This is a genomic window from Marivita sp. GX14005 (assembly GCF_023370775.1).
GTDB lineage: Bacteria > Pseudomonadota > Alphaproteobacteria > Rhodobacterales > Rhodobacteraceae > Marivita.
In genome coordinates this window covers 616585-640384 of record NZ_JAMCCQ010000001.1, presented here as the reverse complement: position 1 = coordinate 640384, position 23800 = coordinate 616585, and the positions used below count along the sequence as shown (strand labels likewise).

The following is a 23800-nucleotide window of genomic DNA, read 5'->3' as shown; positions in this document are numbered from 1 at the left end:
GCCGCTATGCCCGCGCTTCGTCCATCAGGCGGCGCATTTCCGCAATCGCCGCATCCAGCCCGCGAAACACCGCTTCACCGATGAGGAAATGTCCGATGTTGAGTTCCATAACCTCCGGGAACGCGGCCACCGGCTTGACGGTGTCATAGGTCAGCCCGTGGCCCGCATGAACCTCGAGCCCGAGCGAATGGGCATAGGCCGACATCTCGCGCAATGCGTTCAACTCGCGGTCGCGATCCTCCATCCGGCCTTCGGCATGCGCATCGCAGTAGGCGCCGGTGTGCAGCTCGATCACCTCAGCGCCGATGCGATGCGCCGCGTCGATCTGGCGCTTGTCGGCGGCGATGAAGATCGACACGCGGCAGCCGGCTTCGCGAAGCGGGGCGATGAAACCGGCAAGCTTGTTCTCCTCGCGTGCAACCTCCAGCCCGCCCTCGGTCGTCCGTTCCTCGCGCTTTTCGGGCACGATGCACACCGCATGCGGCTTATGGCGGAGGGCGATGGCCTGCATCTCGGCCGTCGCGGCCATCTCGAAATTCAGGGGGATGGAGAGCGCATCCATCAGCCGCTCTATATCGGCGTCGCGGATATGCCGGCGGTCTTCACGCAGATGCGCTGTGATGCCATCCGCCCCGGCCTTCTGCGCCAGTTCCGCGGCGCGAAGCGGATCGGGTATGTCGCCGCCGCGCGCGTTCCGCAAGGTCGCGACATGGTCGATATTCACCCCGAGCCGCAGGGTGCCTGCATAATCCGTCATCTCTCGCCTCCATCTTCGCGGCTGAACCTAGTCCGAGGTCTGGCGCTCGTCAGCCTGTTTCTTCTTTTTCTTCAGGGCCGCCAGCTTGGCGGCCAGAACGCCCTTGCGGCGGTTCTGATAAGCCCGGATCAGCGGCACCGAGACATAGTAGCAGACAAGCCCGCACAAGATGCCCGGAATGACGCCGCCGATCAGCCACGGAAAGAACACTTCGTGATAAAATAGCGTCAGCCCGCTCCAGTCAGCGGTTTGATCGTTGAAGAGCGCGCGGAAATTGCGCCAGAAATCCTCGCTCGCCTTGGCGAACTTGTAAGGAACGCTGCCGTGCTGGGGCGCCTCCTCGCGCAGGTCGAGCAGCCAATACCCGGTTTGCAGCGATGCCACGCTGATCGGGACATAAGTCAGCGGATTGCCGAAGAAGGTGGCAAGAAGCGATGCGATGACATTGCCGCGCATGACGAGCGCGAGGAGCCCGGCGACAACGAAATGCAACCCGTAAAGCGGTGTGAAGGTGGTAAAGACACCAGCGAAGATGCCGCGCGCGATGCGTTCGGGCGGATCGGGCAGGCGGTTGAGCCGGTGCTGGACATAGCGCGCCGCGCGCGCCCACCCGCCGCGCGGCCACAAGGCCTCGCGCAAGGTGGCCCAGATCGACCGCCTGTCCCGCCGCTTGAATACCAAATCCCGTCCCTTCGATCTTCCTATTCGGCCGCAGCCGCCGCATGCGACAGGTCAGGATCCCTGCGCCGCACGACAGATGCGACATCGCTTTCCGCTTCCAGTGCCGACATGACCGAATGCAGATGGTTCGCATCGCACAGGTCGATATCTATCAGCAGCTTGTAAAAATCCGGTTTGCGGTCCACGAAATTCAGGTCCGAGATATTGGCCTTCTGTTCCCCGATCAATGTGCAAATCCGCCCCAGCACACCGGCGTCATTGCCGATGACCAGTTCGAGCGTAACGGTATAGACGGGCGGATGATTTCCGATGGCCCAACGCAGGTCCATCCAGCGGCGGGGCTCGTCCTCGAACCCGGCGAGCGCCTCGCAATCGATGCCGTGAACGATCACACCCCGCCCGCATTGCGTGATCCCAACGATCCTCTCGCCCGGCAGGGGCTGACAGCAGGGCGCCCGATCAAAGGCCTGCCCGTGATCGAGCCCGATCACCGCGCTTTGCAATTCCACGAATTCCAGCGGCTCGGGCGCCAGATCGGGATAGACGGCGGCAACGGCTTCGCGGGCCGACATCTCGGCGCTGCCGAGCCGGGCGAGCAGTTCCTGCGCATCGGGGATCCGCAGGTTCCGCGCCGCCATTTCCAGAACCTTGTCGCTGGCCTTCTTGCCGACATTCTCGAAAGCCGACCGCGCCAGTTCGCGCCCAAGCTGCGCAAACCTTTCGCGCCCGGCTTCGCGCAGGGCGCGCCGGATCGCGGATTTCGCCTTTCCGGTGGTTGCGATATCGAGCCATGTGGATTGCGGAGACTGGCCTTCGGCAGTGATGATATCGACCGACTGCCCGTTCTTCAGCCGCGTCCAGAGCGGCACGCGAAGGCCATCCACCTTGGCGCCGACGCAGGCCGATCCGATCCGCGTATGGATCGCATAGGCGAAATCGAGCGGCGTCGCCCCGCGCGGCAGCTTGACCACATCGCCCTTGGGCGTGAAGCAGAACACCTTGTCGGGATACATCTCCAGCTTGACCGCTTCGAGGAAATCCTCGTGATCGTCCTCGCCGATGAATTGCTCGGTCAGCGAGGCGACCCATTTTGCGGGATCGACCGCAAAGGGGTTTTCCCCCCGCACGCCATCGCGATAGGACCAATGCGCAGCGACGCCGGTTTCCGCAACGTCATGCATCTGGCGCGTGCGGATCTGCACCTCGACCCGCTTGCCATCGCGCCCCGAAACGGTGGTGTGGATCGAACGGTAGCCGTTCGATTTCGGCTCGCTGATGTAATCCTTAAACCGGCCCGGAATGGCGCGCCAGCGTTGATGGATCACGCCGAGCGTCTTGTAGCAATCTTCGATCGAGTGGGTGATGATCCGAAAGCCGTAAATGTCCGAGAGGCGCGAGAAGCCGATTTCCTTTTCTTCCATCTTGCGCCAGATGGAATAGGGCTTCTTGGCGCGGCCGAACACATCGGCATCGATCCCGGCCTTGTCGAGCTCGATGCGCATGTCGCCGGTGATCTTGTAGATCACATCGCCCGTCTCGCGTTGCAGGGTGATGAAGCGGCGGATGATGCTGGCACGGCCCTCCGGGTTGAGCACCCGGAACGCGAGATCCTCAAGCTCCTCGCGCATCCATTGCATGCCCATGCGTCCCGCGAGCGGCGCATAGATATCCATTGTCTCGCGTGCCTTTTGCACCTGCTTGTCAGGACGCATGGCCTTGATCGTGCGCATGTTATGCAGACGGTCCGCCAGCTTGACGAGGATCACCCGCAAATCCTTGGACATTGCCATGAAGAGCTTGCGGAAATTCTCGGCCTGCTTCGTCTCGGAACTCGACAGTTGCAGATTGGTCAGCTTGGTCACGCCATCGACCAGCATCGCCACCTCGGCACCGAAGCGGTCGGCGACCTCGGAATAGGTCGATTTGGTGTCTTCGATCGTGTCGTGCAGGAGCGCCGTGATGATCGTGGCGTCGTCAAGCTGCTGTTCGGTCAGGATCGCGGCAACGGCCACGGGGTGCGAGAAATACGGCTCGCCCGAATGGCGGGTTTGGCCCTCGTGCATCGCGCGGCCGTAATCATAGGCCGCGCGGATCAGAGATTCGTTCGTTCTGGGATTGTAGTTGCGCACGAGCGCAACAAGGTCGTCTGCCGCGATCATCGGCGCCTCATTCTCATGCGGCCCGCATCATGGCAGGCCTCAGCCCTGGCCCTGCGCCTCCATCAAAGCGCGGAGCAGCTTTTCTTCCGACAGATCATCCTCGGCGGGCTTGTCGGGCTCGGCCCCCATCAGAAGCGCCATTGCATCTTCTTCCGGCTCGTCGACTTCGATCTGGGTCTGGTTCGATTCGATCAGACGTTCGCGCAGATCGTCGGCCGATTGCGTCTCGTCCGCGATTTCGCGAAGCGCGACGACCGGGTTCTTGTCATTGTCGCGATCCACGGTGATTGCCGCACCGCTGGCGATTTCGCGCGCACGGTGCGCAGCGAGCATAACCAGTTCAAAGCGGTTCGGAACCTTATCGACGCAGTCTTCAACCGTCACGCGGGCCATGACACACACTCCAATCCATCGGGCAGTCTTTGAGAATCCGTTATGTATCGCGCGTGTTGCCCGAATACAAGCCGCGATCAATCGTCGAGCGCAACAATCTCCGACAGAAGCTCTGACGGGAGCGCATCGCACAAATCCGCAATCGTTCGGCCAAGGACCGGATGCCGCCAGTTTGCCGCAATTTCCCGCATCGGCACAAGCACAAAAGCGCGATCCTGCAATCTCGGATGCGGCAGGATCAGCCGCTCGGGGGCCGCTGCGCACTGCATCTCGGGCGGAAGGCACCGCCAGGCGTTGAAGGTTTCGACATCGGGCAGCACCATGTCACCGCACGCGATCAAATCGAGATCAAGCGTGCGCATGCCCCATCGCTGCCGCCTCTCGCGCCCGAAAAGCGATTCGATCTTGTGAAGATGCGAAAGCATGTCCTCGGGGTCCAAGTCGGCGCGCAGTTGCGCCGCGGCATTGGCGTAATCCGGCCCGGCCCCAGTTGGAAAACACGGTGTCCGGTAGATCTTGCTTACGGAAACAACCGTAATGTCAGCGCTTTGAAGAGCGGGAAGCGATTTGCGCAAAACCGCACTTGGCGAAAGTCCGCTTGACGCTACGTTACTTCCCAGAGCGATCAAGAAATCGTTCATAGTATGCTCGTATTGTTTTAGAAATTGACCGGAAATTACATCTTGCGGTGTTTTTCTGGGCCATTAAGTCATGCGACGCGACTTGGCTATGAGGCTTCGGATTTCCGTTGAGTCAGTGTCGCAGAATTTTGTGAGAGGCCCAATTCATGTTTTACAAAGACGAACGGCTTGCGTTGTTCATTGACGGTTCCAATCTCTACGCGGCTGGCAAATCCCTCGGTTTCGATATCGATTACAAGCTTCTGCGTCAGGAGTTCCTGCGCCGGGGCAAGCTGTTGCGCGCCTTCTATTACACCGCGCTGCTTGAGAATGACGATTATTCCCCGATCCGGCCTCTGGTGGATTGGCTCCACTACAACGGCTTCAACATGCGCACCAAGCCAGCGAAAGAATATGTCGACAGCCAGGGGCGGCGCAAGGTCAAGGGGAATATGGATATCGAATTGACGGTCGATGCGATGGAATTGGCCGATCATGTCGATCATATCGTGCTCTTTTCCGGCGATGGCGATTTCCGCCCGCTGGTCGAAAGCCTGCAGCGTCGCGGCGTGCGGGTTTCCGTTGTTTCCACGATCCGCAGCCAGCCACCGATGATCGCCGATGAATTGCGACGTCAGGCCGACAATTTCATCGAGCTTGACGAACTGCGCGAGGTGATCGGCCGCCCGCCGCGCGAGCCGGCCCACGACCGGCAGACTGCCGACGCGGAAAGCTGATCGCCGCCCGCGTGTTGCAGTTCCGGCTCCATGTATGAAACCGCGCTGTCGCTTGGCGGGCTGTTCATCGCCGCTTTCGGGGCAGCGACGATCCTTCCTTTCCAATCCGAGATCGTGTTCATCGCGCTGCAACTGCGCGGCGAAATACCGATCGAATGGATCGTCATCGTCGCCAGCGTTGGCAATATCCTTGGTTCGGGCCTGAATTACGCTCTGGGGCGCGTCTTGGAGCGCTATCGCGGACGTCGGTGGTTTCCCGTCACGCAAAGCCAGCTCGATCGCGCACAGAATTGGTATGCGAGATGGGGCGTCTGGACGCTGCTTCTCAGCTGGGCACCCTTGGGGGATGCACTCACGATCATCGCGGGGGTGATGCGCACGAGTCCGTGGGTATTTTTCGGCCTCGTGACGATCGCCAAGACGGTGCGCTATATCGCCGTGGCGTGGTTCACCGCAGCGGCGTTTTGACTACGCCTACTGCATCCGCTCCTGCCGCGTGTTGATCTCGTTATGGATCTCGATCACCTCCGCGGGCCAAGTGGACTTGATATAGGCCAGCACGTTCAGGATCTCGCCCTCCGACATCACATCGCCAAAGCCGATCATGTTCGAGCGATAATCGCCGCCCGCGATCGCCTCGGTGCCTTCGGTCACGATCCGCACCAGCAGCGTGTCGTCGTGATGCCAGGTATGGCCGGTCTCGTCATGCGGCGGAGCGGGCAGGTAGCCTTCCGCATCCGGCGTTTGCCAATTCGGTTCCCCTTCGAGATCGGCGCCGTGGCAGCTTGCGCAGTAGGTCTCGTAAAGCGCGGCCCCTTCGGCCACACGCGCCTCATCGGTATAGGGCAGGCGCCCATCCGCGCTTTCGGCGCTGTTCGTCATGAACAGCACCGATCCGGTAACGACAATCAGGCCGACGGTTCCTGCAAGGGCGATTTTCTTCATATGATCCTGCATTTTTGACTTCGGCTCCTTAACCACCTTCCCGCGCTGGAACGTCAAGTCACTGCTTTGTGAGCGCATATCCTAGACCCGAAGGGCGATACGTCATAATTCTTGCGCAGACACGGAGACGAGGAACCAATGCCCAAACCGCCCCTGACACTGTATCTCGCCGCACCGCGCGGCTTTTGCGCCGGCGTGGACCGTGCGATCAAGATTGTGGAGATGGCGCTTGAAAAATGGGGCGCGCCGGTCTTTGTCCGGCACGAGATCGTGCATAACAAGTTCGTCGTGGACAGCCTGCGCGACAAGGGCGCGGTCTTTGTCGAGGAGCTGGAGGACTGCCCCGACGATCGCCCGGTGATCTTTTCCGCGCATGGCGTGCCCAAGGCCGTTCCTGCCGAGGCGGCCAAGCGCGAGATGATCTATGTCGATGCGACCTGCCCGCTGGTCAGCAAGGTCCATATCGAGGCGGCGCGGCATCACGACAACGGCTTGCAGATCATCATGATCGGCCATGAGGGCCACCCCGAAACCATTGGAACGATGGGCCAGCTTCCCGACGGCGAGGTGCTTCTGGTGGAGACGGTGGCGGATGTGGCCCATGTCGATGTGCGCGACCCGGACAAGCTGGCTTTCGTGACGCAGACGACGCTTTCGGTGGACGATACCGCCGATATCGTCGCCGCGCTCACGGCGCGGTTTCCCAATATCGTCGGTCCGCACAAGGAAGACATCTGCTACGCCACGACGAACCGGCAAGAGGCGGTCAAGGCGATGGCGCCGCGTTGCGATGCGATGCTGGTCGTCGGCGCGCCCAATTCGTCGAACTCGCGCCGTCTGGTCGAGGTCGGGCGCAAGGCCGGATGCGGCTATGCCCAGCTTGTCCAGCGCGCGCCAGATATCGATTGGCGCGCGCTCGAAGGGATCGGTTCTATCGGCATCACCGCCGGGGCCAGCGCGCCGGAGGAGCTGATCACCGAAGTGATCGACGCCTTTCGAGAGCGGTTCGATGTGACGGTCGAGATGGTCGAGACCGCCGTCGAAAACGTCGAATTCAAGGTGCCGAGGGTCTTGCGCGTTCCGGCGTAGCCCCGCGCGTCAGCGCTTGCCCGCCGGTTTGCGCGGCTTGCCCATGCGCTGCGACGGATCGGCGGCTTTGGCGCGGGCCTTGTTCTTCTTGCTGTTCGGCTTGCCAGCGGGCGGGGGCGGCCCTTTCTTGCGCGGCCTGTAGGGTTTCGCCTCGCCGGCCGCAGGCGTATCGCGGCGCGGGAAACGGTCGCCGCCAGATTTGGCTTTGGCCGTTCCGGCCGGTTTCCGGTCCGCCGGTTTGGGCTTTTTCACGCGCGGCACAGGCGCGTCGTTCCAGTCGATCGGTGCGGAGGACGGCTGCGGTTTCGGCTCGGCAGTGGCAGGAGCAGGCTTGCGCGCCGGTTTCGGCCCGTCGCGATGCGGTTTGCGTTCGGGCTTTGGTCCTGCCTTGCCCGCAGGCCGCGAAGCGCGGTCGAACTGTGGCGCTTGGTCGAGACGGGTCAGCGTGACGCCCTTCTCAAGCTCCATATCCGGTCCCACCGCGTTCAGAAGCCGCTGGACCGAGCCTTCCTTGATCTGCACAAGCGAGCGGTCCTGTTGAATGCGGATCGCGCCCACGTCGTCCTTGCCCAGATCGCCGGCACCGCAGATCATCGGCAAGACGCGGCGCGGCTCCGCCCCTGCCTCGCGCCCGCCCGAAACGGCGAACCAGACGCTGGGGCCGAACTCGGGGCGCTTTTCCGGCCTCGCCTGCGGGTCCGACAATTCCTCCGGCGCGGTGTGCTGCTCGCGGAAGAGTCGCAGATAGGCGGCTGCGATCTGCTCGGGCGATTTTTCGTCCACGAGGCGCGCCACGACTGCGCTTTCGGAATCCGCGGTGGGCGTGTCCCAGACGGGATCGCTGAACATGCGCTCTTCATCCCGCGCGAGCACCTCCTCGGCGGAAGGGGCCTCGCCCCAATCGGCCTTCAGCTTCGCCGCGCCCAGGATACGCTCGGCCTTCTTGCGCACCTTGGGCGTCACGATAAGCGCCGAGACCCCCTTGCGCCCAGCGCGGCCCGTCCGGCCCGAGCGGTGCAGCAGCGTTTCGTGGTTCGACGGCAGTTCGGCATGCACCACAAGATCGAGATTGGGCAGATCGATGCCGCGCGCGGCCACGTCAGTCGCCACGCAAACCTGCGCGCGCCCGTCGCGCATCGCCTGAAGCGCGTGGGTGCGCTCGGTCTGCGACAACTCGCCAGACAGGGCCACAACCTGAAAGCCGCGATTCGACAGCCGCGTCGTCAGCCGGTTCACCATCGCGCGGGTGTTGGCAAACACGATGGCATTGGGCGCCTCATAATAGCGCAGCGTGTTGATCACCGCGTTGTCGGTGTCGCGGTCGCTCACCATCATCGCGCGGTAGGAAATATCGGCGTGCTGGCCGGCATCGGATTTCGTGACCACCCGAATCGCGTCTCGCTGGTAGCTTTTTGCCAGCGCCGCGATCATCTTCGGCACGGTGGCCGAGAACATCAGCGTCTGCCGGTCCTCGGGCGCTTCGCCGAGGATGAATTCCAGATCCTCTCGGAACCCCAGATCGAGCATCTCGTCCGCCTCGTCCAGCACGACGGCGCGGCATTGGCCCAGATCGATCGACCCGCGCATGATGTGATCGCGCAGCCGCCCCGGCGTGGCGACGACGATATGCGCTCCGCGCTCCAGCGCGCGCCGTTCATCGCGCATGTCCATGCCGCCCACGGTCGAGGCCATGACGACCCCGGCTTGCGCGTAAAGCCACGCAAGCTCGCGCTTGACCTGCAGGGCGAGTTCCCGCGTCGGCGCGATGACCAAGGCCAAAGGCGCGCCCGCCGGGCCGAACGCCTCTTCGCTGCCCAGCACGGTCGGTGCGATGGCCAGCCCGAAACCGAGTGTCTTGCCCGATCCGGTCTGCGCCGAAACCAGCAGATCGGCGCCGGTGTAACCGGGGTTCAGAACCGCCTCCTGAACAGGGGTCAGCGTGTCGTATCCACGCGCATCGAGAGCGTCTTGCAGGGCTTTTTTCACGGGAGTGCGTCTTCTTTGTCAGCGGCCCATAAGCGGGCCAAAGCGCGCGTTTATATCATCGAAGCGCGAATGTATAGCCTGTCCCCGCTTGGCGCCTCCGCGCCTCCGCGCTATGTCGCGCCTCATGCAATCGAAGGGCCGCCCGCATGACGAAAATTCCATCTTCCGCGCTGATCCTCGGGCTTGCCGGTGTCATTCCGTTCGCATGGGGCGCGTTCACGCTGGTATCGGACGGGGCCGCGCAATGGGGGCTCGACACGCTCGGGCCGCGCTTCATCGGCCCTTATGTGCAACTGTCCTACGGTATGGTGATCCTCGCCTTCATGTCGGGCGTTCTGTGGGGGTTTGCCACCACGACACGGGGCGGGCAGGCGGCGACCGGATATATCCTGTCGGTGATCCCGGCGCTCTGGGCCTTCTTCATGACGGGGGGCGGGCCGGTTTCGGCGGGCACGAACCTCATCTTCGGGTTTCTGGGTCTGCTGATCCTCGATTTCGCCTTCTGGCGCTGGGGGCTCGCGCCGAAATGGTGGATGGAGCTGCGCGTGCTTCTGACGGCGCTCGTGGTGCTTTGCCTGTCGGTCGGGGTGTTTTACTAGGCCGCGTCTCTCGACGCGGGCGCCGCGACGGGGTAAGCGGCGGCGAACCTTGCCGGATAGATGCGATGCCCGATCTCTATGCCTATACCGACGGAGCCTGCTCGGGGAATCCCGGTCCGGGCGGCTGGGGCGTTCTGATGCAGGCCAAAGAGGGCGAACGCGTCATCAAGGAGCGCACGCTGTCGGGCGGTGAGGCGAATACAACCAACAACCGGATGGAGCTTCTGGCCGCGATCCACGCGCTGGAGACGCTGTCGCGCCCCTCTTCGGTGACCATCGTGACTGATAGCGCCTATGTGAAGAACGGCGTGACGGGGTGGATCCATGGCTGGAAGCGCAATGGCTGGAAAACGTCGAACAAGAAGCCGGTCAAGAATGTAGAGCTATGGCAGCGGCTCGATGACGCGCAGGCGCGCCATGACGTGACCTGGCAATGGGTCAAGGGACATGCCGGCCATCCCGAGAACGAGCGCGCCGACGAACTGGCGCGCGAGGGCATGAAGCCGTTCAAGCTGTCCGGGCGGTAGCGCGCTCCGGTTATCGGTGCGGAAGGGGGCGTTGCCCCCTCGGCCTGCGGCCTCACCCCCAAGGTATTTGAAGCCCAAAGAAGCCGGTTACTGCAAATCCCTGAACGCATCCTGCAATCGGCGGCCGGCTTCGGCGACCCGCGCCGTCTGCGTGGCGAGGTTGAAGCGCAGGAACGTCTCGCCGCCGGGTCCGAACTCTGGGCCGGGGCTGGGCGCGATATGGGCATTCTTGCGCACGCGGCGGCTGATTTCCTCGAAACTCATGCCGGTGCCGCTGAAATCGACCCAGGCGAGATAGGTGGAGGCAAGCGGGAGCGACCGCACGCCGGGGATCGCGTTGACGGCTGCGTCGAAAGTTTTGCGGTTCGTGTCGAGATGCGCGATCTGCGCATCCACCCATTCGGCGCCTTCGGGAGAATAGGCGGCGGTCACCATTCTGATGCCGAGCGCGTTGGGTGCGTAGTCGATTGCGCGCAGGCGCTGCACCATTTCCCCGCGCAATTCGTCGTCGGGGATAATCATGTTGCCGGTCTTCTGTCCGGCGATATTGAAGGTCTTTGAGGCGGCCGTCAGCACGATGAGCCGGTCGCGCGCATGAGGGGCGGCGATGTCGAACGGGGTGAATGTCTGGCCCGGATAGATGAAATCGTGGTGGATCTCGTCGGCGATCAACAAAAGGTCATTGCGCGCGGCGAAATCGGCGACGGCGCGGAGTTCGTCTGGCGTCCAGATGCGCCCCGAGGGATTTTGCGGCGAGCAGAAGATGAGCATCTTTTCCGTCCCGTCGAGCCGCGATTGCGCATCGTCCAAATCAAGCTCGTAGCGGTCGCCCTCGCGTTTCAGCGGGCATTGCACGGGCTCGCGCCCGGCGCGGCGGATTTTCTGTTCGAATTCATGGTATACCGGGTTGAACGTCACGATCCGGTCGCCCGGCTGCGTCCAGAGATCGATGCTGAGCGCGATGGCGTTGCCGAGCCCCTGGGTGGTCAGGATCCAGCTTGGGTCGATCTCCCAGCCGTGGCGGGTTTTCATCCACCATTCTATGGCGGCCTCGTATCGGCTCAGATCCGCGAAATATCCGAAAACACCGTGATCCGTCGCCTCCTGCAGCGCGCGCAGGACGCAAGGCGCGGTCGGATAATCGCTGTCGGCAGTCCACATCGCCAACCCGTCCTCCGGCGGCACGTCGAAGAGTGTCTCCATCAGATCCCATTTCGAGGAATGGGTGCCGCGCCTGTCGGTGGGTTGGTTGAAGAGATCGCGCATCTGGAGGCTCCGCTTTGACGTGTTTGCGCGAACGCTACCCGACCCGCCGGCAGGTGCAAGGGCGCGCTATTGCCCTTGGCGGGCGGATTCCCTAGATCAAGGCCATGAAACGCCCCATTCTCATCCATCCCGACCCGCGTTTGAAGAAAACCTGCGATCCGGTCCCGGATCTGACGGACGAGCTTCGCGTGCTGGCGGATGACATGCTGGAGACGATGTATGACGCGCCGGGGATCGGGCTGGCAGCGCCGCAGGTCGGTGTGCTGTCGCGGCTGATCGTGCTCGATTGCGTGAAGGACGAGAACGAGGCGGCGCGGCCGCTGGTGATGTTCAATCCCGAGATTCTGGCCTCTTCGGACGATGTGAATGTCTATGAGGAGGGGTGCCTGTCAATCCCCGACCAGTTCGCCGAGGTCACGCGGCCGGAGGCCGTGAAGGTCGCTTGGATCGACCGGGACGGCACTCCGCGCGAGGAGGAGTTCGGCGGGCTTTGGGCGACCTGCGTGCAGCATGAGATCGACCATCTGAACGGCAAGCTTTTCATCGATCATCTGAAACCGCTCAAGCGGCAGATGATCACGCGCAAGATGGTCAAGCTCAAGCGCGAGATGGCGCGCGCGTGACCGTTCGGCGCTGTTTGCCCTGGCCGAACCGCTGCCTGCGCAGTAAGGCGGCGCCGGTGGAAGAGATCACCGATGAGACGCGCGCTATCTGGGACGACATGATCGACACGATGGAGGCAATGCCGGGGGTCGGGCTTGCGGCGAACCAGATCGGCATCATGCAACGGCTGGCGGTCGTTGATGCGTCGCAGGAGCGCGGCAAGGCGGTGCGTATGGCCAATCCGGAAATTCTGCATGCCTCAATCCAGTTGCGCGCGCATGAGGAAGCCAGCCCGAACCTGCCGGGCGTGTCTGCCGTGATCGAGAGGCCGCGCGCGGTGACGGTACGGTTCATGGGGGCGGACGGTACGGTTCAGGAAGAGGACTTTGTCGGGCTCTGGGCGACCTCGGTGCAGCATCAGATCGATCATCTGAACGGCAGGATGTATTTCGACCATCTGAGCAAGACGCGCCGCGACATGCTGCTCCGCCGCGCACGGAAATGGAGGGGCGCGTCGTGAGGATCGTTTTCATGGGCACGCCGGATTTCTCGGTTCCGGTTCTGGAGGCACTGGCCGGGGCGGGGCACGAGGTTGCCGCCGTCTACTGCCAGCCGCCGCGTCCGGCGGGGCGGGGCAAGAAGGCGCGCCCGGCGCCGGTGCATCGGCGGGCGGAGGAACTGGGCTTGAGCGTGCGGCACCCGGCCTCGCTGCGTTCGACGGAGGCGCAGGAGGAGTTCGCGGCGCTGAACGCGGATGTCGCCGTCGTCGTCGCCTACGGTCTGATCCTGCCGCAGGCGATCCTCGATGCGCCGTCGCAAGGGTGTCTGAACATCCATGCCTCGCTCTTGCCGCGCTGGCGCGGTGCGGCGCCGATCCATCGGGCGATCATGGCCGGCGACGAGACAACCGGGATTTGCATCATGCAGATGGAGGCGGGGCTGGACACCGGGCCGGTCTTGCTGTGCGAGGAAACGGCGATCGGGCCCGAGGATACGACAGGATCGCTGCATGACCGGCTCAGCGATATGGGGGCGGCGCTGATCGTGCAGGCGCTTGAACGGCTGGAGACATTGGTGCCGCATCCCCAGCCCGAGGCAGGCGTGACCTATGCCGAGAAGATCGACAAGGCAGAAGCCGAGATAGACTGGCAGCGGCCCGCAGTCGAGGTGGACCGGCATATTCGGGGACTGTCGCCCGCGCCCGGAGCATGGACCATAATCGGCGGAGAACGCATCAAGCTGCTTGGCAGCGCCGTGGCTGACGGAAGCGGCCGCGCGGGGCGGGCTGTTGATGATCGGTTCATGATCGCCTGCGGCGACGGGGCCGTCAGGATCACGCGCGCGCAGCGCCCGGGCAAGGGCGTGCAGGACGCGCGGAGTTTCCTGCTCGGCCACGCCGTTCCGGCCGGAACGCAATTGGGAGATTGAGCCATGTTCATGGTGCTGATTGGAACGGTCGTGATTGCCGGTATCGTCGGATATGTTTCGGAGCGGACGGGCTTTACGAATAACGGGGTTGTCCAGAGCATCATCATCTGCATCGGCGGCGCGTTCCTGGCCTATTTCATCCGGCTGATGTTCGGGATCGGCTTCAGTTCTCCGGGGCTCAATGCGATTGCCTCATCGCTGGGCGCGCTTATCATCGTGCCTACGCACTGGCGCAGCACGGTGCGCAATCGGCGGCGCAGATAGGGCGGGTCAGGCGCCCTCTGCCGGTTCCACTTCGGGGAAAACCCGTTCACCCTGTTCTTCGAGCTTTTGCATTTTGGCGATCAACATTTCGCGGGCCTTGCAGGAGGTCATCCACGACGTGTTCGGGTTGGAACAGTTCAGGCAGAAGGTGACGACTTGTCCGAACACATCCTGCGATGTGACAACCGTTTCGAAAAATCCGTCCTCGTAGAGTTCCTCGTCGTCCAGTTCCTCCACCACCTCATCGAACAGTTGGCGGAGCTTGTCGACATCGGCGCAATGTGCGACCCGGATCGCGATCTCGCGGATCATCTGCGGCTCGCGCATGGTCCAGTTCTCGAAGGTCTCCGAGACGAATTCAGTCACGGGAACGACGAGCCGAACGCCGGTCCAGACGCGCAGCAGGACGAAGGTGAAGTTGATCCGCTCCACGTTGCACATCTGACCTTTGTAGATGACCTTGTCGCCGATCCGTGCCGATTGGTTCAGGGCGATCTGCATCGATGACATGATATTCGACAGCACTTCGCGCGCCGCGAAGCCGAGGATCAGGGTCAGCGCGCCGGCAGAGGCGAGAAGCGAAAAGCCGAAGGTGCGGAAGACGTTGGCTTCGGCCAGAACGACGCCGATGCCGACGAGGAAGATCACCACGATCATCATGCGCCGCGCGAGCGAAACCCGTGTCGCCGTGGCGCGGCGGCTGTCCTTTCCCATTTCGGCGAGGCTTTGATCGTCCCATTCGACGATCTGGTCGATCACGCGGTCGGCCGCATTCACCAGGAAAATGAGTGCGGACATGACATAGCCAAGCGCGATGGCGGGAAAGACGAGCGCCGCGATTGGGCCGGAGAAGACGAAGACGTTGCTGATGAGAGAAACCAGGAGCGTAATGGTGAAAAGCACTGCCGGCAGCCGCGCCGCTTCGATGATCCGGGTGAGGTAGTACCTTTTCGTTCGGCGCGCGAGGCGACTGAAGGCGGAATGAACGATCCAGCCGGCGAGACCCGCGATCACGAACATGATCGGCACGCCGATGACTTCCCACCACATCAGGTTCCAGAACGCATCGTGACGCATCCAGTCCGGCAGCGCGCGTTCGAACTCCGTCGGACCGAACCGATGGTAGAGTTTTTCGATATCGGCGACCGTTCGTTCCGAGAACACCCAGACGGGCGGCTGATCGCCCGCCTGAACACGATCCAGCCGAATCGGATAGGGACGGTCATCGATCGTCAGAAGACCGAGCAGGATGGATTGGCGGGCCTGTCCGGCGACGGCGCTTTTTGTCGTCTGGCTCGCGTCGAGCGCGTCCGGCCTGTCAAGCAGTTTGCCCCAGTCGATGACGATCTTGCGGTCGAGGATCGTGTGGAGCTTCCTTGCCAGTTGCGGGCCACGGGTCGGCTGCGCTTCGGGCGGGATCGGGGCGAGGTTCAGCAGATGCGCGGCGGTGCCGAGATCGTCCGCTTCGACAAGATCGAGCAAAGCTTCCATAGACGAATGGGGCGAGCTACGATCGAGTTCTTCGGGAGCGCTGCCAAGGCCGGCGTTCAGCCGTTCGATCTCATATACCGCTTCCTGAGCATCAGCCGGCGTCAGGACCGACAGAAAGACGGACAGCAGAACGATGCAAAACCCTTTGAACGTGAACGACATGGCAGGTTTGAATCCTCGTTTGTCTCGCAAGACCAAGCCCGAACGCGCGCGAATGGTTCCGAAACGCGCATATGCGAATGCCGCGCTACGCCAAATGGCGAGTTTCGGCGCGTTCTGCCGCAGGTTGATCTGAATCATTGGCAAAAGCTCGAAGATGCCGTAGGGTCAGTTTGCGCCTGTGGATCAGGGAGGAGCATGGGCGCGCAAGTCTGGGTAGCGCTTTCACGTCATACGATGTGCTGTTGCAAAGCGGCTCGTTCTCGGTTGCCCGGACATCAAGTGTTTCACGTCGTCCCTGTACGAGGCTGCCATGAATAACAAGACGCTTGATTACCACCTCAAGAAACTCGACCCCGCCGCGGAAACCAAACGCACCGAAAATGCGCCGACCGCTCAGCGTATCCGCGATCTGGCGCGCGAGGCCAAGGCGGCGCGAAAGCGCAAGCCGATCCTTTGGGATGTCGAAGACATGTTCGACAACGTTCCGGTCTGACCATCTGACACGCGCTGTGCGCTTATAACCAATGCCCTGCGCGGCGGTGTGCGTTTTACGGAACGCGCGCCGCCGCTATCTGTTTTCCGTAGTGAATGGAACGGAGGACAGACATGGGACTTCTGGTAGACGGCGAATGGCGCGATCAATGGTATGACACCGACAGTCACGGCGGAAAGTTCGAACGCAGCACCGCAAAGTTCCGCAACTGGATCACGTCCGACGGTCGTCCCGGACCAAGCGGCGAAGGCGGATTCGAAGCTGAAAGCGGACGGTATCACCTCTATGTCAGCCTGGCCTGTCCATGGGCCCATCGGACACTGATTTTCCGCCGGCTCAAGGCGCTGACCGATCACATCGGCATTTCGGTCGTGCATCCCGAGATGCTGGGCGAGGGCTGGACCTTCGATACCGATTTCGAATGTGCCACGGGCGACAGGCTTTATGATCTGCCCTATCTGCGCGACATTTACCTCAAGACCGACCCCAAGATCAGCGGGCGGGTGACGGTGCCCGTCCTTTGGGACAAAAGCCGCGAGACCATCGTGTCGAACGAAAGCTCCGAGATCATCCGCATGTTCAACAGCGCGTTTGACGATATCACCGGCAACATCGAAGACTACTGGCCCGAAGAGCTGAGGGACGAAATTGAGCCGGTCAACGAACGGATATACGAAACGGTCAATAACGGGGTATACAAGGCCGGTTTCGCGACAAGCCAGGATGCTTATGATGCCGCGGTCGTGCCATTGTTCGAAAGCCTCGATTGGCTGGAGGAGCGTCTTTCGGAGCGGCGCTACCTGATGGGCGACCGGATCACCGAGGCCGATTGGCGCCTATTCACCACGCTCGTGCGGTTCGATTCGGTTTATCATCTTCATTTCAAATGCAACCGGCGCCGGATCGTCGATTACCCCAATCTGTGGGGCTACACGCGCGAATTGTATCAATGGCCGGGAGTGGCCGAGACGGTCAATCTCGACCACATCGTGCGGCACTATCATTACAGTCACGACATGATTAACCCGCACCGGATCATCCCGATCAACCCGATCCTGGATTTCGAGGCTCCGCACGGGCGCGTTTAAACGGGCTTGGCGTAATGCTCCACCATGGCGGCGAGGTCTTCGGGCTGCGTTGCCATGGGAACGAAGGCGCAGGCGTTCGAGCAAAGCTGGAAGATCGAACCGTCCGAAAAGAAGCTCGTGTTGGTGACGAAGATCACCTTGGCTTCGGGGTGACGGTAGCTGGCATAATCGGCCACCGCGATGGCGCTTCCGCCTTCGAGCACCACGTCGAGAATGATGATCGGGTAGAAGGTTTCCGAAAGCCGCTCGACCGCCGCTTCCTGATCGGCGGAAATATCCGCCTTGTGGCCGTAGCGTTCCAGATGGCGCTGCCAAAGCTGGCCGAGCGTGGAATTATTCTGAACAATAAGAACATTCATGAACGGGTTACTGCCTGTTGCCTGAGCCCGGAGCGAACCGAGCGTTGCGTCGAATATGACAACAAAAGGTTAACGAATAGGTAAGGTTCGTTCTCAAATCGTGAAAATGAGCGGAACATGGCTCATCTCGCTCGCCAGTCCCGCGCAGTATCGGAACCGGCCCTATGCTCCAGCCGTTCTGGACATGATGTTCGATGCAAGGAGTGGTTCGATGAAACAGATGTTGGTCGGCACGGCGATAGTGGCGCTTCTCACCGCCGGCGCGATTGCGCAGACGGAAGATACAACCGCAGCGCAAGGTGATCTGGCTGTCACGGAAATGGATAACCCCCGCATGTATCGAGGCGTTCGGCCAAGCGTGCTTCGCGAGGGATATCAGGAGGTTCTGCCCGACCAGATCACAGCGGAGGATCTTCAGGATGCGACCGTATATGACGCCGAGGATCGCAGCGTGGGCGAGATCGAATCCCTGATCATCGCCGCCGATGGCACCTTGCAGGGTGCAGTCATCGAAGTCGGTGGGTTTCTCGGAATTGGCGAGAAACCGGTGCTGGTCAGTATGGACAGCCTATCGATCAACCGCGCTGACGAGGACGATTCGGTCCGCGTCTATGTCGGCGCGACGGAAGAAGAGCTTGAATCGCTGGATACCTATGTCGATTGAACAGGCAACGCATGGGTGACGGAAACGGGGGCCGCGCGGGCCCCCGTTTTTCCTAGTCTTCCAAACTGTCCTTGCGCTTTTCGTCGATCAACTTGGCCTCTTCGGATTTGCGCTTGAGGAACCGGTTGCCGTAGCCTTCGATTTCGGACTCGTCGATGACTTCGCGAGCGCGGCCAAACACTTCGTCCTCTTCTTCGTCGATATGATGTTCGTAATCGTGCTTCAGCTTGTCGAACGTGTCGGACCATCCATTTGAATCGATTTCCTTTCCGTTCAACTCTTCAAGCATGTCGTCGAGTTGCTGGTGCTCGTGCACGGAATGGCGCGCTGCATCCTGCCCCCATGTCTTTGAGATGAGCTTGGAGTAAAAGGTTTCTTCCTCGGCTGCGGCGTGGGTCTTCACGTCGCGATAAAATTGCTCCCATGCCTTTTTGCGTTCCGACTTCTCCCTGGAACTGTCGGCAATGGTAGACAGAAGCTCGCGGTGCTCGTCATGGTCCTTCTTGATGGCGTCATAGATCGTCGGCATGTCAGTCTCCGTTGGCTGTCACTGTGGCTCTGGATCACTTGGAGAACGGGACCGTGCCGCGTTGGTTCCCCGGCTGCTGCGCAAAGCGGTTGTGCCCACACCGATCGCCCGACATTCTGCGCACCGGAATGTCAGGAAAGCGCAGATGTCAGAGAGTTTCGAGGAAACGGTATTCGAGGCACTGACCCAGGACACCGAAACCGCCGGCGGCTTGTCGGAGACGCAACAACAGCACGAGCCTGCGAATTTCCTGCGCCACGCGGTCACGCTTTCGATGAGCAAGATCGCGGACGGGCTGATCGATCCGAAGCTGGTGCTGTCGTGGTTGCTTACGCATCTGGGGGCGTCCGGTTTCTTCGTCGGGCTTTTGGTGCCGATCCGCGAAGCCGGGGCGCTGCTGCCGCAGCTCTTCACCGCACCGCGTGTGCAGGCAATGGCGCAGCGCAAATGGGCCTGGGCCGCCGGCAGCGCCGGTCAGGGCGTTTCGGCTGCCGGTATCGTGCTGGCCGCGCTGACGCTTCAAGGCGCAGCGGCGGGTGTCGTGATCTGCCTGCTCCTCGCGGGTCTCGCGGTGTCGCGTTCCATCTGTTCGGTGAGCTACAAGGATGTTCTGGGCAAGACCGTCGGAAAATCGCGCCGAGGCACGGCGACCGGGATCGCAAGTTCGCTCGGGGCGGCGGCGGTTGTCGTTTTTGCGCTGATCCTGATGTTCGGCCCGCAAACGCGCGAAACGCTGGTGCTCATCGCCATCGCTCTTGCCTCGGTGCTCTGGCTTGGGGCGGGGGCGCTCTTTTCGCGGCTCTGGGAAGAAAAATCGCCCGGCGAGGCGGATACCGCAAGCCTCGGGCAGATGTCGCTGCTGAAGGAGGATGCGCAGTTGCGTCGCTTTATCTACACGCGCGGATTGCTGACCGCGACGGCGCTGGCGCCGCCTTACATGGTGCTTCTGGGCTCCCAGGCGGATCAAGCCACGTTCGACCGGCTCGGTGCGCTGGTTTTGGCGTCCTCCATCGCCTCGATGGTCAGCTCCTGGGTTTGGGGGCGTCTGGCGGATCGGTCGAGTCGCAAGGTGCTGATGTTGTCCGGGGCAGTCGGGGCGCTGTCTTTGGCGGGCGTGGTGTTTCTGAACCTCGCGGGTATGCTTGGCACGCTTTGGGCGCTGCCATCCGTGCTTTTCGTCTTGATGATCGCCTATCACGGCGTGCGGCAGGCGCGATCTACCTATCTCGTAGACATGGCACCGAAGGAGCAACGCGCCGCCTATACTGCCGTGTCCAACACGGTGATCGGCGTTGCTCTGCTCGGCTCCGGTCTGTTTGGCGCGGTGGCCTCGCTGGCGGGCGCGAGCGTGACGCTCGCGATATTTGCCGCAATGTCTGGCGCGGCGGTTTTCGTGGCTTACGGGCTCGACGAGGTCGAAAGCTGAGCCCGTCAGGCCACCATTCGTTCGGCGTTCTTGAGATCGACCGAAACCAATTGACTGACGCCCTGTTCCTGCATCGTCACACCGAACAGCCGGTCCATGCGCGACATCGTCACCGCGTGGTGGGTGATGATGAGAAAGCGTGTATCGGTCCTTCGGCACATTTCATCGAGCAGGTCGCAGAATCGGGTGACGTTCGCATCGTCGAGCGGCGCATCGACCTCGTCGAGCACGCAGATCGGCGCCGGATTGGCGAGGAACACCGCGAAGATCAGCGCCAGCGCCGTCAGCGTCTGTTCGCCGCCCGATAGCAGAGAGAGCGTGGACAGTTTCTTGCCAGGCGGTTGACACATGATCTCCAAGCCCGCTTCCAGCGGATCGTCGCTTTCGACCATCACCAGATTGGCTTCGCCGCCGCCGAAAAGATGGGTAAAGAGCATCGAGAAATTGCTGTTCACCTGCTCGAACGCGGTCAACAACCGTTCGCGGCCTTCGCGGTTGAGTCCCGCGATGCCGGACCGCAGCGTTTTGACCGCTTCTTCGAGGTCCTGCTTCTCGGCGAGCAGCGTGTCGTGTTCCTCCTGCACCTCGCGCGCGTCGTCCTCCGCACGCAGGTTCACCGCGCCGAGCGCGTCGCGTTGGTGCCGCAGCCGGGCAACATCTGCATCGATGGCGTCCGCGGAGGGCAGGGTGTCACGCTGCGCGCCGAGCTTCTGGAGCAAAGTGGCCGGATCGGTTTCGCAGGTTTCAGCGATTCTCTCCGCCGCGCGCTGAACTGCATCGCGCGCCGCTTCCGCCCGCGCTTCGGACCCGGCGCGGGCCTCGCGTGCCTCCGAGGCGCGGCGTTCGGCGTCCCGTTCGGCGTGATCGGCGCTCCGAAGCGCATTTTCGCCCGCGTTCAGCGCTGTATCGGATGCCGCTTTTCGCGTCTGTGCGTCCGCAATCTCTCGTCCGAGGGTTTCTCGCTGCGCGGCCAGCTGCGCGGGGAGGTCTGCGGCGGCGGCCAGTTCGGTCTCCGCGGCCTCGCGGCGCCCGGCGAGTTCGGCGCTGCGCTTTTCAGCCGTTTCGAGGCGGTGCCGCCATCCGCTGAGATCCTTTGCGACCTGGTGTGCGCGGGCCTCGCGCGCATCTCCTTCGCGCCGCAACTCGTCATGTTCGGAGCGGCGCGCCATCATCGTCATGCGCGCGGCTTCGACGGTCATCTTCAGGTCTTCGATCTCGCCGCGTGCGGTGTCCAGATCCTCCAGATCCACAACCGCGCGATCCGCTTCGATCAGTTGCGCGCGGGCAGACGTCGCTTCGTCCTCATGCCGCGACAGGCTCAGCGCGAGGCTTTCCAGCTTGCCTTCGGCCATGTCGCGATCCGCTTCGGCGCGGCTCAGCGCGCGGGCCGCGTCGGTCAGCGCCATATCGGCAGCGCGCCGCGCCTTGCGGGCGGCCTGTTCGGCCTCCGCCAGTTCGGAAAGCTCGCGCGTCAAGCTGTCATGCGCGTCCCGCGCACCATCGGCGGAGGCCGATGCGCGGGCGGTTTCCTGCTTGAGCTCTTCGAGCCGGTTGATCTGTTCCAGGCGCAGCGCGGCAGCCGAAGGCGCATCCTCTGCCCAAGCGCGATAGCCGTCCCAGCGCCACAGGTCGCCGTCGATGCTGACGAGCCTTTGGCCGGGCTGCAAAAGGCTTTGCAGGCGCGGTGCGTCTTCGCTATCGACCAGACCGATCTGTGTCATGCGGCGGGCCAGCACGTCGGGAACCGACACGTGTCGGCTCAGCGATGTCACGCCCTCCGGAAGGGGCTCTGCGCTGTCATAGGCGGGCAGGACGGTCCAGCCGGTCGGCCCATCGCGTTCCACCTCCGGGGCGCGCAGATCGTCTGCCAGCGCCGCGCCAAGCGCCTTTTCGAACCCTTGTTCAACCTGCAACCGGTCGAGGATCTGCCCGCCCTCCGCAGTGTCACGATCGAGCAGGCGGGCCAGAGCGGTAGTTTCGGCGGAAAGCGCGCTCAATTCGCCTTCGGCGCGGGAGCGCTCGGCGCGCGCCTCGGCTTCGCGGGATTGATGCTCCGCGCGTGCGGCCTCGGCTTGTGTGAGCGCCAGTTCGGCCTCTTCCGCTTCGATCCGGGCGGCCGCTTGGGCTTCTACGGCTTCTGCCGCTCTCTCCTTCGCCGCTGTCAGCGCGGTCTTGGCGGACGCCATCGCGTCCCGCGCACGGGCCGCGTCGGCCTCGTGGCGCTCCAGCGTCTTGCGGCTGTCGGCGAGCAGCCGATGCGCCGATTGGTGCCGCGCGGAGAGCCGGGCGACATCCTCGGTCTTGACGCCGAGATCCGCCTCGCGGGCGCGGAGCACATCGCCGGCGTCCTGCGCGGCGCGGGCGGCGTCGGCGAGTTTCTCGTCGTGACCCGCCGCCGCCTTCTCCAGCTCGCGCGCTTCCCATTCCAGTTGTTCGATCGTCTCGCCCGCATCGCGGTTGAGGCCGCCTTCGCGGTCGAGGTCTTGCGACATCTGTTCGATACGCCGGCGCAGCGTGTCGATGGTGCCCGTGGCGCGGCGTTGCTCTTCGTCGAGCGTGTCGCGTTTCAGGGTGAGACGCTGGAGGATTGCCGCAGCGATGGCGGCTTCCTCGCGGAGCGCAGGGAGCGCCGCATCCGCCGCCTCGCGCGTTAGCGTGGCCTCGCGCGCCGCGGCTTCCGCCTTGGTCGCGTCCGCGCTCCGGTCGCGCAGCGACGCTTCGGCTTCGGCACGAATGGCGTCGGCGTCGCTCCAGCGGCGATAGAGCAACAGACCCTCGGCCCGCCGCAGATCCTCCCCGATCGCCCGGTAGCGCGCCGCCTGACGCGCCTGGCGCGCTAGTTGACCAAGCTGCGCGGCAAGCTGTTCGACCACATCATCGACACGCAGCAGGTTGGCTTCGGTGCTTTTCAGTTTGAGTTCCGCTTCGTGGCGACGCTGATAAAGGCCCGAAATGCCAGCCGCTTCTTCGAGGATCCGGCGACGGTTTTTCGGCTTGGCGTTGATCAGCTCACTGATCTGCCCCTGCCGCACCAGCGCGGGGGAATGTGCGCCGGTCGAGGCATCGGCGAACAGCATCTGGATGTCGCGCGCGCGCGTGTCCTTGCCATTTGCCTTGTAGGCGCTGCCGACATCGCGGGTGATCCGGCGAACGATATCGAGTTGATCGCTGTCATTGAAACCCGAGGGAGCCAGACGGTCCGAATTGTCGATCTGGATCGACACCTCGGCGAAATTGCGGGCCGGACGCGTTGCAGCGCCGGCGAAGATCACGTCTTCCATTCCGCCGCCGCGCATTGCCGTCGGGCGATTTTCGCCCATGACCCAGCGCAGCGCTTCGAGCAGGTTCGACTTGCCGCAGCCGTTCGGCCCCACCACACCCGTCAGACCGTCCGCGATGATGAGATCCGTCGGGTCCACGAAGCTCTTGAAGCCTGTGAGTCGCAGTTTGGAAAAGCGCACCTGAAATGCCTGCTCGTGATTCTTGTCGTTGTTGACACAGTGTCGCGGATAGGCATCGCGAGTCAATCTTTTG

The 23800-nt window shown here is 62.8% G+C and carries 25 protein-coding genes; 13 read left to right on the top strand and 12 right to left on the bottom strand.

Features of this window, described 5'->3' with window-relative positions:
• Positions 1 to 4: 4 nt before the first annotated feature.
• The 5 genes from M3465_RS03320 to folK form a co-directional block, all read right to left on the bottom strand.
• The gene (locus tag M3465_RS03320; protein WP_249500274.1) at positions 5 to 757 is read right to left on the bottom strand and encodes a pyridoxine 5'-phosphate synthase; all 753 of its coding nucleotides are present in this window, start codon (positions 755 to 757) and stop codon (positions 5 to 7) included.
• 27 nt (positions 758 to 784) lie between these two features.
• Positions 785 to 1438, bottom strand: coding sequence for a DUF2062 domain-containing protein (locus M3465_RS03315; protein WP_249500273.1), 654 nt, complete (start codon positions 1436 to 1438; stop codon positions 785 to 787).
• A gap of 20 nt (positions 1439 to 1458) precedes the next feature.
• Entirely contained in the window at positions 1459 to 3597 is a 2139-nt protein-coding gene (locus tag M3465_RS03310; protein ID WP_249500272.1) for a RelA/SpoT family protein, read from the bottom strand.
• Between the two features lie 39 nt (positions 3598 to 3636).
• Positions 3637 to 3990 (bottom strand): DNA-directed RNA polymerase subunit omega, encoded by a 354-nt coding sequence (gene rpoZ / locus M3465_RS03305; protein WP_249500271.1) that lies wholly within the window; start codon positions 3988 to 3990, stop codon positions 3637 to 3639.
• Between the two features lie 77 nt (positions 3991 to 4067).
• Positions 4068 to 4631, bottom strand: a complete 564-nt coding sequence (folK, locus tag M3465_RS03300; RefSeq protein WP_249500270.1) for a 2-amino-4-hydroxy-6-hydroxymethyldihydropteridine diphosphokinase — start codon at positions 4629 to 4631, stop codon at positions 4068 to 4070.
• Positions 4632 to 4777: 146 nt separating this feature from the next.
• Here folK and M3465_RS03295 point away from each other — a divergent pair, with 146 nt between their 5' ends.
• Positions 4778 to 5347 (top strand): LabA-like NYN domain-containing protein, encoded by a 570-nt coding sequence (locus M3465_RS03295; protein ID WP_249500269.1) that lies wholly within the window; start codon positions 4778 to 4780, stop codon positions 5345 to 5347.
• 30 nt (positions 5348 to 5377) lie between these two features.
• Positions 5378 to 5815, top strand: a complete 438-nt coding sequence (locus tag M3465_RS03290; RefSeq protein ID WP_249500268.1) for a YqaA family protein — start codon at positions 5378 to 5380, stop codon at positions 5813 to 5815.
• Positions 5816 to 5821: 6 nt separating this feature from the next.
• Here the strand turns inward: M3465_RS03290 and M3465_RS03285 are convergent, their stop codons facing one another.
• Positions 5822 to 6304 (bottom strand): c-type cytochrome, encoded by a 483-nt coding sequence (locus M3465_RS03285; RefSeq protein WP_249500267.1) that lies wholly within the window; start codon positions 6302 to 6304, stop codon positions 5822 to 5824.
• 126 nt (positions 6305 to 6430) lie between these two features.
• Between M3465_RS03285 and ispH the strand changes: the two genes are divergently transcribed.
• Entirely contained in the window at positions 6431 to 7381 is a 951-nt protein-coding gene (ispH, locus tag M3465_RS03280; RefSeq protein WP_249500266.1) for a 4-hydroxy-3-methylbut-2-enyl diphosphate reductase, read from the top strand.
• Positions 7382 to 7390: 9 nt separating this feature from the next.
• Here the strand turns inward: ispH and M3465_RS03275 are convergent, their stop codons facing one another.
• A complete protein-coding gene (locus M3465_RS03275) occupies positions 7391 to 9367 on the bottom strand; it encodes a DEAD/DEAH box helicase (RefSeq protein WP_249500265.1) in 1977 nt (658 codons plus the stop codon).
• 146 nt (positions 9368 to 9513) lie between these two features.
• Here M3465_RS03275 and M3465_RS03270 point away from each other — a divergent pair, with 146 nt between their 5' ends.
• Positions 9514 to 9966, top strand: a complete 453-nt coding sequence (locus tag M3465_RS03270; protein ID WP_249500264.1) for a DUF3429 domain-containing protein — start codon at positions 9514 to 9516, stop codon at positions 9964 to 9966.
• A gap of 65 nt (positions 9967 to 10031) precedes the next feature.
• Positions 10032 to 10493 carry a ribonuclease HI gene (gene rnhA / locus M3465_RS03265; RefSeq protein ID WP_249500263.1) on the top strand — a complete coding sequence of 154 codons (462 nt, stop codon included), beginning with the start codon at positions 10032 to 10034 and terminating at the stop codon, positions 10491 to 10493.
• An 87-nt stretch (positions 10494 to 10580) separates the two neighbouring features.
• Here the strand turns inward: rnhA and M3465_RS03260 are convergent, their stop codons facing one another.
• Positions 10581 to 11759: a MalY/PatB family protein gene (locus M3465_RS03260; protein ID WP_249500262.1), complete on the bottom strand. Its 1179-nt coding sequence runs from the start codon at positions 11757 to 11759 to the stop codon at positions 10581 to 10583.
• Positions 11760 to 11863: 104 nt separating this feature from the next.
• Between M3465_RS03260 and def (M3465_RS03255) the strand changes: the two genes are divergently transcribed.
• From def (M3465_RS03255) to M3465_RS03240, 4 genes are read left to right on the top strand one after another with little or no spacing between them, the layout of a single operon-like run.
• Positions 11864 to 12382, top strand: coding sequence for a peptide deformylase (gene def, locus M3465_RS03255; protein WP_249500261.1), 519 nt, complete (start codon positions 11864 to 11866; stop codon positions 12380 to 12382).
• The gene (gene def, locus M3465_RS03250; protein WP_249500260.1) at positions 12379 to 12882 is read left to right on the top strand and encodes a peptide deformylase; all 504 of its coding nucleotides are present in this window, start codon (positions 12379 to 12381) and stop codon (positions 12880 to 12882) included. Before def (M3465_RS03255) ends, def (M3465_RS03250) begins: the two co-directional genes overlap by 4 nt.
• The gene (fmt, locus tag M3465_RS03245) at positions 12879 to 13790 is read left to right on the top strand and encodes a methionyl-tRNA formyltransferase (protein ID WP_249500259.1); all 912 of its coding nucleotides are present in this window, start codon (positions 12879 to 12881) and stop codon (positions 13788 to 13790) included. Before def (M3465_RS03250) ends, fmt begins: the two co-directional genes overlap by 4 nt.
• Before the next feature lie 3 nt (positions 13791 to 13793).
• The gene (locus M3465_RS03240; protein ID WP_249500258.1) at positions 13794 to 14054 is read left to right on the top strand and encodes a hypothetical protein; all 261 of its coding nucleotides are present in this window, start codon (positions 13794 to 13796) and stop codon (positions 14052 to 14054) included.
• Positions 14055 to 14060: 6 nt separating this feature from the next.
• On the opposite strand, the gene M3465_RS03235 is transcribed toward M3465_RS03240, so the two are convergent.
• A complete protein-coding gene (locus tag M3465_RS03235) occupies positions 14061 to 15707 on the bottom strand; it encodes a mechanosensitive ion channel family protein (RefSeq protein WP_249500257.1) in 1647 nt (548 codons plus the stop codon).
• Between the two features lie 310 nt (positions 15708 to 16017).
• Between M3465_RS03235 and M3465_RS03230 the strand changes: the two genes are divergently transcribed.
• Positions 16018 to 16200, top strand: coding sequence for a hypothetical protein (locus M3465_RS03230; RefSeq protein ID WP_249500256.1), 183 nt, complete (start codon positions 16018 to 16020; stop codon positions 16198 to 16200).
• A gap of 113 nt (positions 16201 to 16313) precedes the next feature.
• The gene (locus tag M3465_RS03225) at positions 16314 to 17288 is read left to right on the top strand and encodes a glutathione S-transferase family protein (RefSeq protein ID WP_249500255.1); all 975 of its coding nucleotides are present in this window, start codon (positions 16314 to 16316) and stop codon (positions 17286 to 17288) included.
• Here the strand turns inward: M3465_RS03225 and M3465_RS03220 are convergent.
• Entirely contained in the window at positions 17285 to 17647 is a 363-nt protein-coding gene (locus M3465_RS03220) for a response regulator (RefSeq protein WP_249500254.1), read from the bottom strand. The two genes, M3465_RS03225 and M3465_RS03220, sit on opposite strands and share 4 nt — an antisense overlap.
• Before the next feature lie 211 nt (positions 17648 to 17858).
• Here M3465_RS03220 and M3465_RS03215 point away from each other — a divergent pair, with 211 nt between their 5' ends.
• Positions 17859 to 18311 carry a PRC-barrel domain-containing protein gene (locus M3465_RS03215; RefSeq protein WP_249500253.1) on the top strand — a complete coding sequence of 151 codons (453 nt, stop codon included), beginning with the start codon at positions 17859 to 17861 and terminating at the stop codon, positions 18309 to 18311.
• A gap of 52 nt (positions 18312 to 18363) precedes the next feature.
• Here the strand turns inward: M3465_RS03215 and M3465_RS03210 are convergent, their stop codons facing one another.
• Entirely contained in the window at positions 18364 to 18840 is a 477-nt protein-coding gene (locus M3465_RS03210) for a hemerythrin domain-containing protein (protein ID WP_249500252.1), read from the bottom strand.
• 145 nt (positions 18841 to 18985) lie between these two features.
• Here M3465_RS03210 and M3465_RS03205 point away from each other — a divergent pair, with 145 nt between their 5' ends.
• Positions 18986 to 20266, top strand: a complete 1281-nt coding sequence (locus M3465_RS03205) for an MFS transporter (RefSeq protein ID WP_249500251.1) — start codon at positions 18986 to 18988, stop codon at positions 20264 to 20266.
• A gap of 5 nt (positions 20267 to 20271) precedes the next feature.
• On the opposite strand, the gene smc is transcribed toward M3465_RS03205, so the two are convergent.
• Positions 20272 to 23727: a chromosome segregation protein SMC gene (gene smc, locus M3465_RS03200; RefSeq protein WP_249500250.1), complete on the bottom strand. Its 3456-nt coding sequence runs from the start codon at positions 23725 to 23727 to the stop codon at positions 20272 to 20274.
• Between the last annotated feature and the right edge of the window lie 73 nt (positions 23728 to 23800).

Coding starts and splice junctions, on each gene's coding strand:
- M3465_RS03310 (WP_249500272.1), bottom strand. CDS start 3,597: ATGATCGCGGCAGACGACCTTGTTGCGCTCGTGCGCAACTACAATCCC.
- ispH (WP_249500266.1), top strand. CDS start 6,431: ATGCCCAAACCGCCCCTGACACTGTATCTCGCCGCACCGCGCGGCTTT.
- M3465_RS03270 (WP_249500264.1), top strand. CDS start 9,514: ATGACGAAAATTCCATCTTCCGCGCTGATCCTCGGGCTTGCCGGTGTC.
- M3465_RS03295 (WP_249500269.1), top strand. CDS start 4,778: ATGTTTTACAAAGACGAACGGCTTGCGTTGTTCATTGACGGTTCCAAT.
- M3465_RS03290 (WP_249500268.1), top strand. CDS start 5,378: ATGTATGAAACCGCGCTGTCGCTTGGCGGGCTGTTCATCGCCGCTTTC.
- M3465_RS03215 (WP_249500253.1), top strand. CDS start 17,859: ATGAAACAGATGTTGGTCGGCACGGCGATAGTGGCGCTTCTCACCGCC.
- M3465_RS03260 (WP_249500262.1), bottom strand. CDS start 11,759: ATGCGCGATCTCTTCAACCAACCCACCGACAGGCGCGGCACCCATTCC.
- M3465_RS03285 (WP_249500267.1), bottom strand. CDS start 6,304: ATGCAGGATCATATGAAGAAAATCGCCCTTGCAGGAACCGTCGGCCTG.
- folK (WP_249500270.1), bottom strand. CDS start 4,631: ATGAACGATTTCTTGATCGCTCTGGGAAGTAACGTAGCGTCAAGCGGA.
- M3465_RS03210 (WP_249500252.1), bottom strand. CDS start 18,840: ATGCCGACGATCTATGACGCCATCAAGAAGGACCATGACGAGCACCGC.
- M3465_RS03225 (WP_249500255.1), top strand. CDS start 16,314: ATGGGACTTCTGGTAGACGGCGAATGGCGCGATCAATGGTATGACACC.
- def (WP_249500261.1), top strand. CDS start 11,864: ATGAAACGCCCCATTCTCATCCATCCCGACCCGCGTTTGAAGAAAACC.
- rnhA (WP_249500263.1), top strand. CDS start 10,032: ATGCCCGATCTCTATGCCTATACCGACGGAGCCTGCTCGGGGAATCCC.
- M3465_RS03230 (WP_249500256.1), top strand. CDS start 16,018: ATGAATAACAAGACGCTTGATTACCACCTCAAGAAACTCGACCCCGCC.
- M3465_RS03205 (WP_249500251.1), top strand. CDS start 18,986: ATGTCAGAGAGTTTCGAGGAAACGGTATTCGAGGCACTGACCCAGGAC.
- M3465_RS03320 (WP_249500274.1), bottom strand. CDS start 757: ATGACGGATTATGCAGGCACCCTGCGGCTCGGGGTGAATATCGACCAT.
- rpoZ (WP_249500271.1), bottom strand. CDS start 3,990: ATGGCCCGCGTGACGGTTGAAGACTGCGTCGATAAGGTTCCGAACCGC.
- M3465_RS03240 (WP_249500258.1), top strand. CDS start 13,794: ATGTTCATGGTGCTGATTGGAACGGTCGTGATTGCCGGTATCGTCGGA.
- M3465_RS03235 (WP_249500257.1), bottom strand. CDS start 15,707: ATGTCGTTCACGTTCAAAGGGTTTTGCATCGTTCTGCTGTCCGTCTTT.
- M3465_RS03220 (WP_249500254.1), bottom strand. CDS start 17,647: ATGAATGTTCTTATTGTTCAGAATAATTCCACGCTCGGCCAGCTTTGG.